The following is a 14,948-nucleotide window of genomic DNA, read 5'->3' on the forward strand; positions in this document are numbered from 1 at the left end:
CGATCATCCGCGGCTGTTGCCGCCGCTGCGGGCCGTGGCGACCTGCCGGTCCGGATCGGGCGCGGCCGGGACCTGGGCGTAGACGATGTCCTCGAACTCGCGGATGCGGGCCAGCGCCGGGCCGGTCTGCGCGCGGAACTGGGCCAGCGCGGCGCCGGTCAGCGGATCCGGCTCGGGCATGGTGTGCTGCAGCGGATTGCGGTGCACGCCGTTGACCCGGAACTCGTAATGCAGGTGCGGGCCGGTGGCCAGGCCGGTCGAGCCGACGTAGCCGATGACCTTGCCCTGCGGCACGCGCTCGCCCTGGCGGATGTTGCCGAAGCGCGACATGTGCGCGTACAGCGTGGTGTGGCCGCGGCCGTGATCGAGGATCACCACGTTGCCGTAGCCGCGCTGGGTGCCCTTGAACTGCACGCGCGCGTCGCCGGCGGCCATGATCGGCGTGCCGGTCGCGGCGGCGTAGTCGACGCCCTTGTGCATGCGCATCGTGCCCAGCACCGGGTGCCGGCGGCTGCCGAAGCGCGAGCTCAGGCGCGCGTACTGGATCGGCATGCGGATGAAGCTCTTCTTCAGCGGGCGGCCGTCGGCGTTGTAGTACTCGGCCTTGCCGCCCTGCTCGTAGCGGAACGCGGTGAACGGCTTGCCCTTGGCGGTGAACACCGCGGCCTGCACCGGGCCGGTGCCGATCAGCTCGCCCTCGCGCCAGATCTGCTCGACGACCACGCTGAAGCGGTCGTTCTGGGTGACGTCGGTGTTGAAGTCGATGTCGTACTTGAACACTTCGTCGGTCAGGGTATTGATCGCCGCACCGCTGAGCCCGAGCCGGCGCGCCGAATGGAACAGCGAGCGGCCGACCTCGCCGCTGATCACCACGTTGCGGCGCTCGACCGGGCGTTCGATGACGCGCTCCTCGACCTGCTCGCCGACCAGCGTCAGCTCGACGCGTTCGGTGTCGCTGCGGTCGTAGCGCAGCTTGTTGAGGCGGCCGTCGGCGGCGAGGTCGAAGCCCAGCTCGGTGCCCGGGCGCATGCGCGTGAGCCGGGCCTTGGCGTCGGACGATTCGAGGATGCGGTGCATCGTCGCGGCCGGCAGGTTCATCTGCTCGAAGATCGCGCCCAGGGTCTGGCCCTGCTCGACGGTGACCAGCTGCCAGTTGTCGTGCGGCAGCTGGGCGGTGCGCTGCGCGGCGGTCAGCGGTGGCAGCGCCAGCGACATCGTCACCAGCTCGGGATCCTGGCCTTCGTGCATCGCCTGCGACAGGCCCGGGACCAGGGCGACGACCAGCGCGCCGAGGGTGACGAACAGGCTGGCGTGGGCCCAGTCGCGTCGCGTCCAGCGTCCCGGGAACAGCCGTACCGCCGGCTTCTGTTCCTGCCCCCGGTTGCGGGCGGCCGCCTGCAGGTTGTCGTGGAGTACCTGCCGGTGGTGCGCATCGCCGGTGGGCGGCGGGACGGAAGTCGTCATCGTGGCGGGATCCCCGGATGGCGTGAAAGACGTGTCAGCGGGGTAACATAGAGATGTGAGGTCCATGCGTCAAATGCCTGACGGGATTGGACTTTTCGCATCTTTCGTCGAATAACGCGCGCTTAACACCTGTCTCCCGTATTCAGTCGGGAGGTGTGACCGGCGCCTCTTTTGGACCCCATCGATGTCCCTGCAACAACACGCTGTCGACACGCCTGCTGCCGACAAGACCGCTATCGACCTGATCGCCCGCGGTACCGACGAGATCCTCAAGCGCGAAGAACTCCAGGCGCGTCTGGCGCTGGGCCGCCCGCTGCGGATCAAGGCCGGCTTCGACCCGACCGCGCCGGACCTGCACTTGGGCCATACCGTGCTGCTGAACAAGATGCGGCAGTTCCAGGACCTGGGCCACCAGGTGATCTTCCTGATCGGCGACTTCACCGGGATGATCGGCGACCCGTCGGGCAAGAGCGCGACCCGCAAGCCGCTGTCGCGCGAGGACGTGCTGGCCAACGCCGAGACCTACAAGGCGCAGGTGTTCAAGGTGCTCGACCCGGACAGGACCGAGGTGCGCTTCAACTCCGAATGGTTCGGCGCGATGGGCGCGGCCGACATGATCCGGCTGGCCTCGTCGCACACGGTCGCGCGGATGCTCGAGCGCGACGATTTCGCCAAGCGCTACGCCGGCCAGCAGCCGATCGCGATCCACGAGTTCCTGTATCCGCTGGTGCAGGGCTATGACTCGGTCGCGCTGAAGGCCGACGTCGAGCTCGGCGGCACCGACCAGAAGTTCAACCTGCTGATGGGCCGCGGCCTGCAGGAGAGCCACGGGCAGGCGCCGCAGATCGTGCTGACGATGCCGCTGCTGGTCGGGCTCGACGGCGTCGCCAAGATGTCCAAGTCGCTGGGCAACTACATCGGCGTCGCCGAGCCGGCGATCGACATGGTCAACAAGACGATGAAGATCGGCGACGACCTGATGTGGGACTGGATCGAGCTGTTGAGCTTCGAGATCGGCATCGACGAGGCGAAGGCGCTGCGGGCCGACGTCGCCGCGGGCGCGCTGAACCCGCGCGACGTCAAGCTGCGGTTGGCGCGCGAGATCGCGACCCGGTTCCACGACGCCGAAGCGGCCGAGACCGCGATCGCCGGCTGGCAGGTCGCGATCTCCGGGGAGGGCGACACGACCCTGCTGCCGCTGCAGGACGTGGCGGTGCCGGCGGACGGCCTGCGCATCGCCGCGCTGCTGACCGCCGCCGGCATCACCCCGAGCAACTCCGAGGCCAACCGCAAGCTCCGGGAACGCGCGGTCAAGGTCGATGGCGCGGTGGTCGAGGATGCGGGCCTGGTGTTCGCGCCCGGGTTCGAGGGCGTGCTGCAGGTCGGCAAGCGCAATTTCGCGCGGGTACGGCTGGTCGCGGCCGGCTGACGGGGGGCGGGCCCGGGCGCCGGCGTGCGGCGCCTGCCCGTGACGGCGCGACGACAGCGGCTGCGCCAGTCTGCGCGGCATGCAGGCGGACTGGCTTCCCCAACTCGAAGTGATCGGCGGCATGGCCGTGGCGATGGTGCTGGGCGGCGCGATCGGCTACGAGCGCGAGCTCAAGCACCGGCCCGCGGGGTTCCGCACCCACATGCTGGTGGCCGGCGCCGCGGCGCTGCTGGTCGGCATCGGCCAGCTGTCGGTGGAACTGCAGGTCGGGCGCCCCGGCGCCGGCAACCTGCAGGTCGATCCGCTGCGTCTGGTCGAGGCGGTGATCGCCGGCGTGTCGTTCATCGGCGCGGGCACGATCTTCAGCCAGGGCCGGCGCGGCGGCGAGACCATTGCCGGCATCACCACCGCCGCGTCCTTGCTGGTGGTGGCGACGATCGGGGTCGCCGCCGGGCTGCACTACTACGCGATCGCGGTCGCGGCGACGCTGCTGTCGCTGTTCGTGCTGGTCACGTTGTCGGCATGGGAGCGGCGGCTGGCGCAGCGCGGCGATGCGGACCCGCCGCAGACGGGCGTCAGCGGTCCGCCGCCGCGCGACTGACCGCGGCTTCTTTGGGGCTGCGGGCGGCCGGCCACGGCGCGCCGCGGTAGACCGCATGGTCGGCCAGCGCCAGCAGGGCGAGGTCCTCGTGGGTGTCGCCGTAGGCATGGACCGCGGCGAACGCGGACAGGTCGTACGCGGCGCGTACCCGGCGCGCCTTCTCGTCGCCGGCGCATTGCGCACCCGCATAGCGGCCGGTCATGTGGCCGTCGCGGTGTGCCAGCGTCGAGCACAGCAGGGCGACACCGTGCGCCGCGCACCACGGCGCGAGATAGACATCGCAGCCGCCCGAGACCACGACGACGGTATCGCCATGCGGCTAGGGCCTGTCATCAAATGCCGGATGGTCCGCGCCGCGCCCGTGCGTGTTTGCGGCAAGGAAGCGCGAGGAAGTGGACGTCCGTCCACGCCCGAGCAATGACGCAGCAGCGGACGCGCACGGGCGCGGCCCTCCGGGTTGGGCCTTGCCCGCCGCCATCCGGCGCCGCGCGGCTTGACCTGACGGCCAGTCAGGCGCTGCGCCACGCAACACCGGATGGCGGCGGGTAAGGCCCAACGCGGGCTACCCGGCATTTGATGACAGGCCCTAGTGCCAGCGCAGGCGCGTCATCGCGTCGGGACGCAGCACCCCGGGCAGCACGTCGCGGGCGAACCGCGCGCCGGCGTCGTCCAGCGCGGCCTTCGCGACCCCGGCGAAGCCGTAGCGGACCAGCCATGCGCGCAGCGTGGCCACCGGCACCAGTCCGATCCGGTAGGCGACGACCAGCGGCGCCAGCAGTACGCGGCCGACGGCGAGCCGGCGCGGCGGCACCGCATGGCGCAGGAAGTCGGGAAAGGTCTCGCGCGTGGTCAGGGTGCCGTCGAAATCGAACAGTGCCAGATCCGGACGGCCAGCGGGTGTCTGCGGTCGATCCTGCATCGGGTCTTCGGCCTGTGTGTCGGCAGAGGGGCAACGAAAAAAGCGACGGCCGCAGCCGTCGCCTTCGGGACGTGCAGCCGATGCGCCGCGCCGGTGGATCGACGCGGCGCCCGGCAGGCGCGGGACGCCGTCAGCGGCTACCGCCCGCCTCCGCGCGCATCTCGTCGCGCGCGGCCTTGAACGGATTGCCCTCGTACCAGTTCGGCCACTGGTCGCCGTCGGCGAGCGTGCGGCCGACGCCGTACAGCGCGTCCAGGTCCAGGACCACGCCCTCGAGGTTCCAGTTCGGGTCGTACTCGTCGCCGGGCTGGTGGTAGCGCGAGGCGTAGTCGTCGGTCGCGGCCTTGCCCGCGGCGGTGCCCCCGTCGACCAGGTCGTTGCCGCCCTTGGCGTAGAGCGCCGGCACGCCGGCCTTGGCGAAGTTGAAATGGTCGGAGCGGAAGTAGAAGCCGCCGGCGGTGTTGCCTTCCTCGACCAGCGTGCGGCCCTGGGCGTCGGCGTAGGTGGCGAGGATGTCCTCGAGCTCCGAATTGCCCTTGCCGGTGACGACGAAGTCGTGCGACGGGCCGGCGACGCTCATCGCGTCGAGGTTGATCACGCCGACGGTGCGGGCGAGATCGAAGCTCGGCTGGGCGACGTAGTACTTGCTGCCCAGCAGGCCCGATTCCTCGAGGGTCACGGCCAGGAACACCAGCGAGCGCTTCGGCTTCGGTTCGCTGGTGGCGAACTTCTCGGCGATCTCGATGATGCCGGCGACGCCGGTCGCGTTGTCGACCGCGCCGTTGTAGATCGTGTCGTCCCCGTCCTCGCCCTCGTGCCTGCCGAGGTGGTCCCAGTGGGCGAGGTACAGCACCGCCTCGTCCGGCGCCTCGGTGCCGGGCAGGATGCCGATGACGTTGCGCGAGCTCTTCTCCTCGATCGTGCTGTCGAGCTCGAACGAGACCGTCGCCTGCAGCGGCACGGCGCGGAAGCCGCGCTGGCTGGCCGCCTGGATCTGCGCGTCGAGGTCGAGGCCGGCATCGGCGAACAGCTGCTTCGCCACGTCGCCGGTGATCCAGCCCTGCGCCGGCAGGCGCGGTTCCGGATCGTCCTCGGCGCGCAGGTCGAACTGCGCGCCCGACCACGAGTTGCGCACCACGTCCCAGCCGTACGAGGCGCCGGGCGTGTCGTGGACGATCAGCGCCGCCGCCGCGCCCTGGCGCGCGGCTTCCTCGAACTTGTAGGTCCAGCGGCCGTAGTAGGTCATCCGCTCGCCGTCGAACAGGCTGTCGTCATTGGTGTGGAAGCCGGGATCGTTGACCAGGATGACGACGGTCTTGCCCTTGACGTTGAGCCCGGCGTAGTCGTTCCAGTCCTGCTCCGGCGCGTTGACGCCGTAGCCGACGAACACCAGTTCGCTGTCGGCGACCTTGACCTCGGGCTGGCCGGTGCGGGTGCCGATGACCATGTCCGGACCGAACGCCAGTTCGCGCGTGCCGGCGGCGTTGGTCAGCGTCAGCACCGTCGACTCGTCGGCGGTGGTCTCGATCATCGGCACCGTCTGGTACCAGCCGTTGTTGTCGCCGCCCGGCTGCAGGCCGATGCGCTCGAACTGCGCCTTGATGTACTCGACGGTCTTCTCGCCGCCCGGGGTGCCCGGTGCGCGGCCCTCGAACTCGTCCGAGGCCAGGGTCTTGACCAGCTCGGCGAAATCGCCGGCGGTGATCTCCGGCGAGAATGCGTGCGCGGCCTGCGCGTCGGGCGTGGCCGGCGCGGCATCGTCCGCGTTCCTGTCGCCGCAGGCGCCCAGGGCGAGGGCGAGCGGCAACGCCAGCAGAAGGGGGGACTTGGGCATCCGGGAAGCACTCCTGATTCGGTGGAGTGCCGCACTATAGCCTGCGTTCAGCCCGTCGGCGCGTCCTACTCCTGCGGTGCGCGGGCGGTGTCGTAGGGAATCGCGGTGGCGCCCTCGATCGCACCGGTGCGCGCGCTGGTATGCACGTACAGCGTGACTTCGCGCCTGAACTCCAGCGGGCCGTCGACCACCGCATCGGGGCCGATGATCACCCGCGGGTTGCGGCGGTTGATCGACACCGGCAGCCACGTCGACGACGGCTTCTCGACGACGACCTTGCCGCGCACCTGCGAGCCGGCACCGATGGTGATGTCGCCGTTGACGGTCTTCACGTCGCCGCGCACCTCGGTGCGGACCAGGCCGATCGCGCCGTTGACGGTGGTGACGTTGCCGTCGATGCGGCCGTCGCGGTCGATGAACACGCCGCCGCTGACGCTTTCGACCTGGCCGCCGATCCGTGCCGCCGTACCGACGCGGATGCCGCCGTTGACCGTCGTCAGCTTGTCGACCTGGGCGCGGTCCCCCAAGGTGATGCCGCCATTGACCGTTTCCAGGTCCTCGGCCTGCACGTCGTGGCCGGCGCGGATGCCGCCGTTGACGGTCTCCACGTCCTGCACCCGCGCACCGTCGCCGATGCGGATGCCGCCGTTGACCGTCGACAGGTCGCCATAGGCCTGGCCGGCCTCGGCGGTGATGCTGCCGTTGACCTTGGAGATGTCGCTCTGGGCCGAGGCGGCGCCGGCGCCGAGCGCCAGGGACAGCGCCAGCAGCAGCGGGGTGATGCGGGAAACGGGGCGCGTGGCATGGGACATGGCGGAATCTCCGGAGCGGGTGGGGCGGCGCGCCGTGGCGCCGCCGTATTCGACAACGGAAGCTTGCACCCGCTTCGCTACAATCGCACCTGTCATTCGTCACTGGGCCGATCGCCGTGCCACATGCCGCCCCCCCCTCCCGTCCGCGCCCGGTCGTGCTGCTGATCCTCGATGGCTGGGGGCACCGCGACGACCCGCGCGACAACGCCCTGGCGCTGGCCGAGCTGCCGAACTGGCGCCGGCTGCTGGCCGAACACCCCAGCACCCTGATCCATACCGAGGGCCGCCATGTCGGCCTGCCGGACGGGCAGATGGGCAACTCGGAAGTCGGCCACATGAACATCGGCGCCGGCCGCATTGTCTACCAGGACCTGACCCGCATCGACGCGGCGATCGAGGACGACAGCTTCTTCCACAACGCCGAGCTCAACGCCGCCTGCGACGCGGTGCTGGCCGATGGCGGCACGCTGCACGTGCTGGGCCTGCTGTCGCCGGGCGGCGTGCACAGCCACGAGGCGCACCTGTTCGCGATGCTGGAGCTGGCGAAGCGGCGTGGCGTGCCGCGGGTCGCCGTGCACGCCTTCACCGACGGCCGCGACATGCCGCCGCGTTCGGCCGAACCGAGCCTGCGCGCGCTGCAGGCGCGCTGCGACGCGCTGGGCAACGCGCACATCGCCAGCGTCTCGGGCCGCTACTTCGCCATGGACCGCGACAAGCGCTGGGAGCGCGTGCGCAAGGCCTGGGACGCGATCGTCGAGGCGCGCGGCGAACACGCGCCCGATGCGCTGGCCGCGCTGCAGGCCGCCTATGCGCGCGGCGAGAACGACGAGTTCGTGACCCCGACGGTGATCGACGGCAGCGCGCCGATGGCCGATGGCGACGCCGTGGTGTACATGAATTTCCGTGCCGACCGCGCGCGCCAGCTGACCGCCGCGTTCGTGGCGCCGGATTTCGACGGCTTCGACGGGCCCGATGGCAGCCCCCGCCGCCCGCACCTCGCGCGCTTCGTCTGCCTGACCGAGTACGACGCCACGCTGCCGGCGCCGCAGGCATTCGCGCCCGACCACCTGCCCAACACGCTCGGCGAGGTGCTCGGCGCCCGCGGCCTGTCGCAGCTGCGCATTGCCGAGACCGAGAAGTACGCGCACGTGACGTTCTTCCTCAGCGGCGGCCGCGAGGACCCCTACGCCGGCGAGGATCGCATCCTCGTCCCGAGCCCGAAGGTCGCCACCTACGACCTGCAGCCGGAGATGAGCGCGCCGGAAGTCTGCGCGCGGCTGGTGCAGGCGGTGCGCGACGAACGCTTCGACGTCATCGTGTGCAATTTCGCCAATCCCGACATGGTCGGCCATACCGGCGTGCTGGAGGCGGCGATCAGGGCGGTGGAGACCGTCGACCGCGCGGTCGGCGAGATCGTCGACGTGGTCCGCGCGCACGGCGGCGAGCTTCTGGTCACTGCCGATCACGGCAACGTCGAGATGATGCGCGACCCGGAAACCGGCGAGCCGCATACCTCGCACACGGTCGGCCCGGTCGACCTGGTCTATGTCGGCAGCCGCAGCGCATCGTTGCGTCGTGGCGGTGCGCTGCGCGACCTCGCGCCGACGATCCTCGACCTGCTGGGCGTCGACAAGCCGGCCGAGATGACCGGCCGCAGCCTGTTGCAGGCCGACGGCTGAGCATGATGCGCGCAGCCCTGTCGCGTGGCGTCGCGCTGCTGCTGGTCGGATTGGCCCTGTCGCTGCCGGCGCCCGGAGCGGCGGCGCAGGACAGCCGCGAGACCGAGCGCCGGCTCGAGCGCGTGCGCAAGGAGCTGCGCGACGTCGCCGCCGAGCGCCGCCGCATCGAGGGCCAGCGCGGCGCCGCGACCCGCGAACTGCGCCAGGCCGACGAGCAGGTCGCCGCATCGACCCGTGCGCTGCGCGAGACGCGCATCCGGCTGGCCGAAGAACAGGCCGCGCTGGAGCGGCTGCAGGCGCGCCGGCAGCAGCTCGACGCGACCATCGACAGCCGCCGCGCCGAACTCGCCGCGCTGCTGCGCGCGGCCTACACCATCGGCGACGACGCGCCGCTGAAGCTGATGCTGGCCCAGGACCGGGTCGCCGACGCCGGCCGCCTGCTGACCTACCACCGCTACCTGCAGCAGCAGCGCAGCGAGCGCATCGCGGTGCTGCGCGCGGAAATGGCCGAGCTCGACGGCATCGAGGCGGCGCTCCACGAACGCCGCACCGCGCTGGAAGCCGCCGAACAGGAACAGCGCACGCGCCTGGCGCAGGTCGAATCCGACCGTCAGAAGCGTGCCGAGGCGGTCAAGGGGCTGGAGGCGCAGTTCGCCGACCGCCAGGCGCGCGAGCAGACCCTCGGCCGCGATGCCCGGGGACTGGAGCGCGTGCTGGCGCAGTTGCGCGAAGCCGCGCGCCGCGCGGAAGCCGAACGCCGTCGCGCCGCCGAAGCGGCCGCGGCGCGGGAGCGGGCGCGCGCCGCCCCCGGCGCATCGCCGTCGCGCGCGCCGTCGCGGCCGCCGGTGCAGGTCGCCCGCGCCGCCGCGCCGCAGGTCGGTGGCCTGGGCTGGCCGCTGAGCGGGGCGCTGCTGACATCCTATGGCGGCAGGCTGCCCGACGGCCGCAGCAGTACCGGCATCCTGATCGGCGCCAGCGCCGGCACCCCGGTCAAGGCGGTCGCCGACGGCAGCGTGGTGTTCGCCGAATGGATGACCGGCTACGGCATGCTGGTGATCGTCGACCACGGCAACGGCTACATGAGCCTGTACGCGCACAACGATGCGTTGCTGAAGAATACCGGCGACCGCGTCTCGCGCGGCGACACCATCGCAAGCGTCGGCAACTCCGGCGGCCAGGGCCGCAGCGGGCTGTACTTCGAGCTGCGCCAGGACGGCAAGCCGGTCAATCCGGTGACCTGGCTGCAGCGGCGCTGAGCGCCAGCGCCGCCGCCGCGGCCGCACACGCATCGGCGCCGGAACTGAATATTCCTGCGCGGGCTTAACGCATTCACGGAGGCGGCCCGCATAATCACGGGCCGCGCCACGCTGCGCGGATCTGGCATTTCCGATCGGAGTCGTCCTGCATGCGCTTGAGTTCCCTGACGCTGGCCCTGTCCCTGCTGCTGTCCCCGGCGGCATTCGCGCAGGATCCCGTGCCGCAGCCGGTGCCGGAGACGCCCGCCGAAGAGCCACAGGACGCGCCGGCGCCGGAACCGCCGCCGGCGGAGACCCCGGACGACGCGCAGGACGCCGCACCGCCCGCCGATGCCGGCGCGCCCGTCGCCGCCGACGGTTCCGACGCCGCGGAGGTCGCTTCCAGCCGCGTGCCGCTGCAGGAGATCCGCCGCTACGTCGGCGTGTTCAACGCGGTGCGCGAGGCCTATGTCGAACCGGTCGACGACCGCGAACTGATGTCGTCGGCGATCCGCGGCCTGCTGCTCGACCTCGACCCGCACAGCGTCTACATGCAGAAGGACGCCGCCGAGGCCTTCGACGAAGGCACCGCCGGCGCCTACGACGGCATCGGCGTCGAGGTGATGTACCTGCCCGAGGGCAGCATGCGGGTGATCGCGCCGATCGACGGCACGCCCGCGGCCAAGGCCGGCATCCGCGCCGGCGACATCATCGTCAGCGTCGACGGCAAGACCCTGACCCCGGCCGACAACGAGGGCGCCGGCCCGCTGCGCGGGCCGCCCGGCACCTCGGTGACCGTCGGCGTGCTGCGCGACGGCGAGAGCGCGCCGCTGGAGATCCGCGTCGACCGCGAGACGATCCGCGTCGTCAGCGTGCGCGGGCGCATGCTCGAGCCCGGCTACGGCTACATCCGCATCAGCCAGTTCCAGATCGACACCGCCGCCGATTTCTCGCGCGTGGTCGGCGAGCTCAAGGGCCAGAGCGGCGGCGCCCTGCGCGGGCTGGTCATCGACCTGCGCAGCAATCCCGGCGGCCTGCTGACCTCGGCGGTGCAGATCGCCGACGACCTGCTCGACAGCGGCGGCATCGTCAGCACCCGCGGCCGCATCCCGATCAGCGAGGCCGAGTTCAACGCGACCCCGGGCGACATCCTCGACGGCGCGCCGGTCGTGGTCATCGTCGACGTCGGCTCGGCCAGCGCCTCGGAAGTGCTGGCCGGCGCGCTGCACGACAACGGCCGCGCGCGCATCGTCGGCAGCCGCACCTTCGGCAAGGGTTCGGTGCAGACCGTGCTGCCGCTGGACAACGGCGACTCGGTCAAGCTGACCACCGCGCGCTACTACACGCCCAGCGGCCGTTCGATCCAGGCGCGCGGCATCGACCCCGATGTCGTGCTGCGTCCGGCCACCGCCGACGGCAGCACGCCGGAGGCGCGCACCGCCACCGCCTATACCGAGGCCGCGCTGCCCGGCCACCTGCAGGGCGACGAGGAGGACGGCTCGACCGGCGGCGAAGCTCTGCCCGGCGACGCGCCGATCGCGGCCGCGCTGGCCGAGCTGAAAAGCCCCGGCACGGCGTCCGCGTCGCCGGCGACTGCCGCGTCCACGGCGGACTGAGCGCATCTTCCGGGGGATTTCGGACCGCGACGCGGAGTGGTCCTTCGCCTCGCAGCTGCGCTTGCGGTCACGCGCTGCCCGGCCCACCCGCGAATTTCCAGCCCAGCCATGCCAGCAACAGGCCGGCGACGACGCTGAGGCCCACGTAGAGCGCCGCGCTCGCGACATCGCCGCGCCGCAACAGCGCGAGCGTTTCCATGCCGAACGCGGAGAACGTCGTGAAACCGCCGAGCACGCCGACCATCAGCAGCAGGCGAAGGTCCGGGGGGAACCAGTCGTGCCGTGCGATCGTGCCGCCGAGCAGGCCGGCGACCAGGCAGCCGAGCAGGTTCACGCCCAGCGTGCCGAACGGAAAGCGTCCGGCCGCCTGCGGCCCGGCGAGCTGCATCAGCCACAGCGTCAGCTGGTAGCGGCAGGCCGAACCGACGAAGCCGCCGAGGCCGACCAGCAGCAGCTGCTTCACCGGCGCCATCTCAGCGTGGCCGCGCCGGCAGCGGGAACGGCGTGACCACCTTCTCGCCCGACACCGCGTCGCGGATCGCCGACTGGCCCTTCTTCTCCACTTCCTCGATCCGCAGGATCGCCTGCATCGGCAGGTGCAGTGTGCGGGTGTTGCCGAACTCGTCGCGCAGGCGCTCCTCGGCCGGGTCGACCACCACGCCGTCGTGCACGTCGAACACCAGCTCCGCGACCTCGACGAAGCCCCACAGCCGCCCGCTGTCCACGCGCTGCGCATACAGCTCGTAGACCTTGCCGTGGCTGAGGAAGGTGATCTTGTAGAGCGTCTTTCCGGTCATGGGGGAAAGTATAGGAGCCGTGATTGGTGATTGGTGATTCGAAGAAGCCGAGGCCTGCGAGCAGCGGGTTCCGTGTCCGGAAACCGCTTTTTCCAATCACCAATCACGAATCACCACCCTCAATACCCCTTCAGCCGCCGCAGCCGCTGGCCGATCGCGTGGCGCGAGACCAGCGCGAAGGCGATGCCGAACAGGAAGCCGGCGACGTGCGCCGACCACGCCACCGCGCCGAACGCCGGGCCGATGTAGGCGAACACCACCTGCAGCAGCGCCCAGACCCCGATCAGCAGCGACGCCGGTGCGCGCACGAACTCCAGGAACAGCCCCAGCGGCACCACGACGCCCAGCCGTGCATTGGGGAACAGCGCCAGATACGCGCCCATCAGCGCCGACACCGCGCCGCTGGCGCCGATGATCAGCCGGTCCGGCGCGCCGATCGCGAACACCGCCGCCAGGTTGGCCAGCGCCCCGCCCATCAGGAACAGCACCAGCAGCCGCCACGCGCCCATCAGCCGTTCGGCCGGCAGGCCGAAGATCAGCAGGAACACCAGGTTGCCGAGCAGGTGCGCCCAGTCCGCGTGCAGGAACAGCGCGGTGAACAGCCGCAGCCACGGCCCGATGTCGAGCCAGTTCGCCAGCACCCCGCTGGTGCCGACGGGCTCGCCATACAGCGCGCCCCAGTCGAGCAGCAGCGCCAGCTGCTCGTTGTCCGGCCGCGTGCTCGCCCACAGGTACGCCAGCCACAGCAATGCGAACAGCATCGGCGTGGCCCAGCGCACGGGCGCGCGGGCGCGGCGGTTGGGGATCGAGATGAACATCGGCACGGCCATTGTCGGGGGGCGTCGCGGTTGCGGTAAAGCGCGCCACCACGGCGATTTCATGCCGCAGTGCACAACTGCTACCGCACGCAACGGTACGGTATAGTGCCGCCCGCTGCGCGCGTTCGGGAGGGGAATCCGACAGGCGACAAGTGAGCGAGGGGGGCCTCTTCCTTGTCCGGCGAAGCGAAACCGATCGACCACCTGTCTTGGAGAAAACGCGACACATGGCTACCAACCCCCGCATCATGCAGAACACCGTCCTGGCCGCCGGCATCGCCGTCGCGCTGGCGTTCGCCGGCCAGGCCCAGGCCGCCGGTTTCCAGCTCAAGGAAAACAGCGTCAAGTCGATGGGCGCCGCCTTCGCCGGCACCGCCGCGAAGAAGGGCGACACCTCGGTCGTGACCAACAACCCCGCGGTGATGACCCAGTTCGACGGCACCGCCGTGCAGCTGGACCTGACCGTCATCGACCTCAACTACGAGTTCCAGGGCAGCGGCACCGACCCCCTGGGCCGTCCGCTGACCGGCAGCAACGGCGGCAACGCCGGCGATGTCACCCCGGTGCCGGCGTTCTCGGTCGTGCACAAGTTCGACAACGGCACCGCGGTCGGCGCGATGGTCAGCGCCCCGTTCGGCCTGAAGACCGAATACGACGCCGGCTGGGTCGGCCGCTATGCCGCGCAGAAGTCCGAAGTCGAGATCATCGACCTGGCGCTGTCGGGTGCGGTCGACATCACCGACCGGTTCTCGGTCGGCCTGGGCGTGATCCTGTCGCGCGCAGACGTCACCCTGACCAAGGGCGTGGACTTCGGTGCGCTGATGGCGCAGTCGGGCATCCCCGGCTACCTGCCGCAGAGCAGCGACGGCCTGGCCGAAGTGCAGGGCGACGACACCGGCTTCGGCTACCTGCTCGGCGCCAACCTGCGCCCGACCGACAACCTGTCGATCGGCGTCAGCTACCGCTCCGAGATCGACTACGAGCTGACCGGCACCGTCGACTGGACCGTGCCCAGCGGCCCGGCAGCCGTGCTCGGCGTCGCGCGCCCGGGCTGGTTCCAGGACGGCACCGTGTATGCCGACCTGACCACGCCGTCGATCCTCAACGTCGGCCTCGCCTGGCAGGTCACCGACGCGCTGCTGCTGTCGGCCACCTACGCCGAGACCAACTGGTCGTCGCTGCGCGAGGTCCGCATCCAGTTCGACGGCCCGGACCCGGATTCGGTCGAGCCCTTCGAGTGGAAGGACACCTACTTCGCCGCCGTCGGTGCCGAGTACCAGCTCAACGACAGCTGGGCGCTGCGTGGCGGCGTCGCCTACGACGAAACCCCGACCAGCCTGCTGCACCGCACCCCGCGCCTGCCCGATGCCAACCGCATCTTCTATTCGGTCGGTGCGACGTGGAAGGTCAGCGATGCGTTCGACCTGAACTTCGCCTACACCCGCATCGAACCGCGCGATCCGAAGATCGACACCGTGGCCAGCGGCAGCGAGATCGTCGGTCCGTTCGACGGCGACGCCAACCTGTTCGGCGTGTCGGCGCAGTACCGCTTCTGATCGCGGTTGCGTCAAGTGTCCTGGAGAACCCCGCCCCGGCGGGGTTTTCTTTGGTTCTTCTTCCAATTCAGGGGAGCGACCCGTAGCCGACGGCCTACCTCAACGCCTCGACGCCAAGGACCAACCTCGGCCGCGTAGGGCGGGTCTCGACCCGCCATTGTGTCGCCCGACGTGGCGGGTCGAGACCC

Annotated in this window: 13 protein-coding genes and 1 pseudogene; 6 read left to right on the plus strand and 8 right to left on the minus strand. The window is 70.9% G+C overall.

Going from position 1 to position 14,948, the window contains the following annotated elements; translation table 11 throughout:
• Positions 1-3: 3 nt before the first annotated feature.
• Positions 4-1,464, minus strand: coding sequence for a peptidoglycan DD-metalloendopeptidase family protein (locus LDO26_RS07475; RefSeq protein WP_232130458.1), 1,461 nt, complete (start codon positions 1,462-1,464; stop codon positions 4-6).
• 184 nt (positions 1,465-1,648) lie between these two features.
• On the opposite strand from LDO26_RS07475, the gene tyrS reads away from it, so the two are divergent.
• Both tyrS and LDO26_RS07485 read left to right on the plus strand, forming a co-directional pair.
• Positions 1,649-2,893, plus strand: coding sequence for a tyrosine--tRNA ligase (gene tyrS, locus LDO26_RS07480; RefSeq protein WP_232130459.1), 1,245 nt, complete (start codon positions 1,649-1,651; stop codon positions 2,891-2,893).
• A gap of 121 nt (positions 2,894-3,014) precedes the next feature.
• Complete coding sequence (locus tag LDO26_RS07485; protein WP_232130460.1) at positions 3,015-3,494, plus strand: MgtC/SapB family protein; 480 nt, start codon at positions 3,015-3,017, stop codon at positions 3,492-3,494.
• Here the strand turns inward: LDO26_RS07485 and LDO26_RS07490 are convergent.
• From LDO26_RS07490 to LDO26_RS07505, 4 genes and pseudogenes are all read right to left on the minus strand, one after another.
• A pseudogene (locus tag LDO26_RS07490) lies at positions 3,469-3,798 on the minus strand (haloacid dehalogenase-like hydrolase); the annotation flags it as partial. The gene LDO26_RS07485 and the pseudogene LDO26_RS07490 sit on opposite strands and share 26 nt — an antisense overlap.
• 282 nt (positions 3,799-4,080) lie before the next feature.
• Positions 4,081-4,413, minus strand: coding sequence for a haloacid dehalogenase-like hydrolase (locus LDO26_RS07495; protein WP_232130462.1), 333 nt, complete (start codon positions 4,411-4,413; stop codon positions 4,081-4,083).
• 130 nt (positions 4,414-4,543) lie between these two features.
• On the minus strand, positions 4,544-6,247 hold the full coding sequence (locus tag LDO26_RS07500) for a M28 family metallopeptidase (protein ID WP_232130463.1): 1,704 nt from the start codon (positions 6,245-6,247) through the stop codon (positions 4,544-4,546).
• A 65-nt stretch (positions 6,248-6,312) separates the two neighbouring features.
• The gene (locus LDO26_RS07505) at positions 6,313-7,059 is read right to left on the minus strand and encodes a DUF4097 family beta strand repeat-containing protein (protein ID WP_232130464.1); all 747 of its coding nucleotides are present in this window, start codon (positions 7,057-7,059) and stop codon (positions 6,313-6,315) included.
• Positions 7,060-7,214: 155 nt separating this feature from the next.
• Here LDO26_RS07505 and gpmI point away from each other — a divergent pair, with 155 nt between their 5' ends.
• From gpmI to LDO26_RS07520, 3 genes are all read left to right on the plus strand, one after another.
• Positions 7,215-8,738, plus strand: a complete 1,524-nt coding sequence (gene gpmI / locus LDO26_RS07510; protein ID WP_232130465.1) for a 2,3-bisphosphoglycerate-independent phosphoglycerate mutase — start codon at positions 7,215-7,217, stop codon at positions 8,736-8,738.
• 2 nt (positions 8,739-8,740) lie between these two features.
• On the plus strand, positions 8,741-9,994 hold the full coding sequence (locus tag LDO26_RS07515) for a murein hydrolase activator EnvC family protein (RefSeq protein WP_435594052.1): 1,254 nt from the start codon (positions 8,741-8,743) through the stop codon (positions 9,992-9,994).
• A gap of 149 nt (positions 9,995-10,143) precedes the next feature.
• Positions 10,144-11,589, plus strand: coding sequence for a S41 family peptidase (locus LDO26_RS07520; protein WP_232130467.1), 1,446 nt, complete (start codon positions 10,144-10,146; stop codon positions 11,587-11,589).
• Between the two features lie 67 nt (positions 11,590-11,656).
• On the opposite strand, the gene crcB is transcribed toward LDO26_RS07520, so the two are convergent.
• The 3 genes from crcB to LDO26_RS07535 all read right to left on the minus strand — a co-directional run bounded on the left by crcB (position 11,657) and on the right by LDO26_RS07535 (position 13,204).
• Positions 11,657-12,052, minus strand: a complete 396-nt coding sequence (crcB, locus tag LDO26_RS07525; protein WP_232130468.1) for a fluoride efflux transporter CrcB — start codon at positions 12,050-12,052, stop codon at positions 11,657-11,659.
• Positions 12,053-12,062: 10 nt separating this feature from the next.
• The gene (locus LDO26_RS07530) at positions 12,063-12,386 is read right to left on the minus strand and encodes a DUF1820 family protein (protein ID WP_232130469.1); all 324 of its coding nucleotides are present in this window, start codon (positions 12,384-12,386) and stop codon (positions 12,063-12,065) included.
• A 119-nt stretch (positions 12,387-12,505) separates the two neighbouring features.
• Positions 12,506-13,204 carry a rhomboid family intramembrane serine protease gene (locus tag LDO26_RS07535; protein WP_232130474.1) on the minus strand — a complete coding sequence of 233 codons (699 nt, stop codon included), beginning with the start codon at positions 13,202-13,204 and terminating at the stop codon, positions 12,506-12,508.
• 227 nt (positions 13,205-13,431) lie between these two features.
• Here LDO26_RS07535 and LDO26_RS07540 point away from each other — a divergent pair, with 227 nt between their 5' ends.
• Positions 13,432-14,760, plus strand: a complete 1,329-nt coding sequence (locus LDO26_RS07540) for an OmpP1/FadL family transporter (RefSeq protein ID WP_232130470.1) — start codon at positions 13,432-13,434, stop codon at positions 14,758-14,760.
• The last annotated feature ends 188 nt before the right edge of the window (positions 14,761-14,948 follow it).

This window comes from Proluteimonas luteida (assembly GCF_021191695.1).
GTDB classification, from domain to species: Bacteria; Pseudomonadota; Gammaproteobacteria; order Xanthomonadales; family Xanthomonadaceae; genus Luteimonas; species Luteimonas luteida.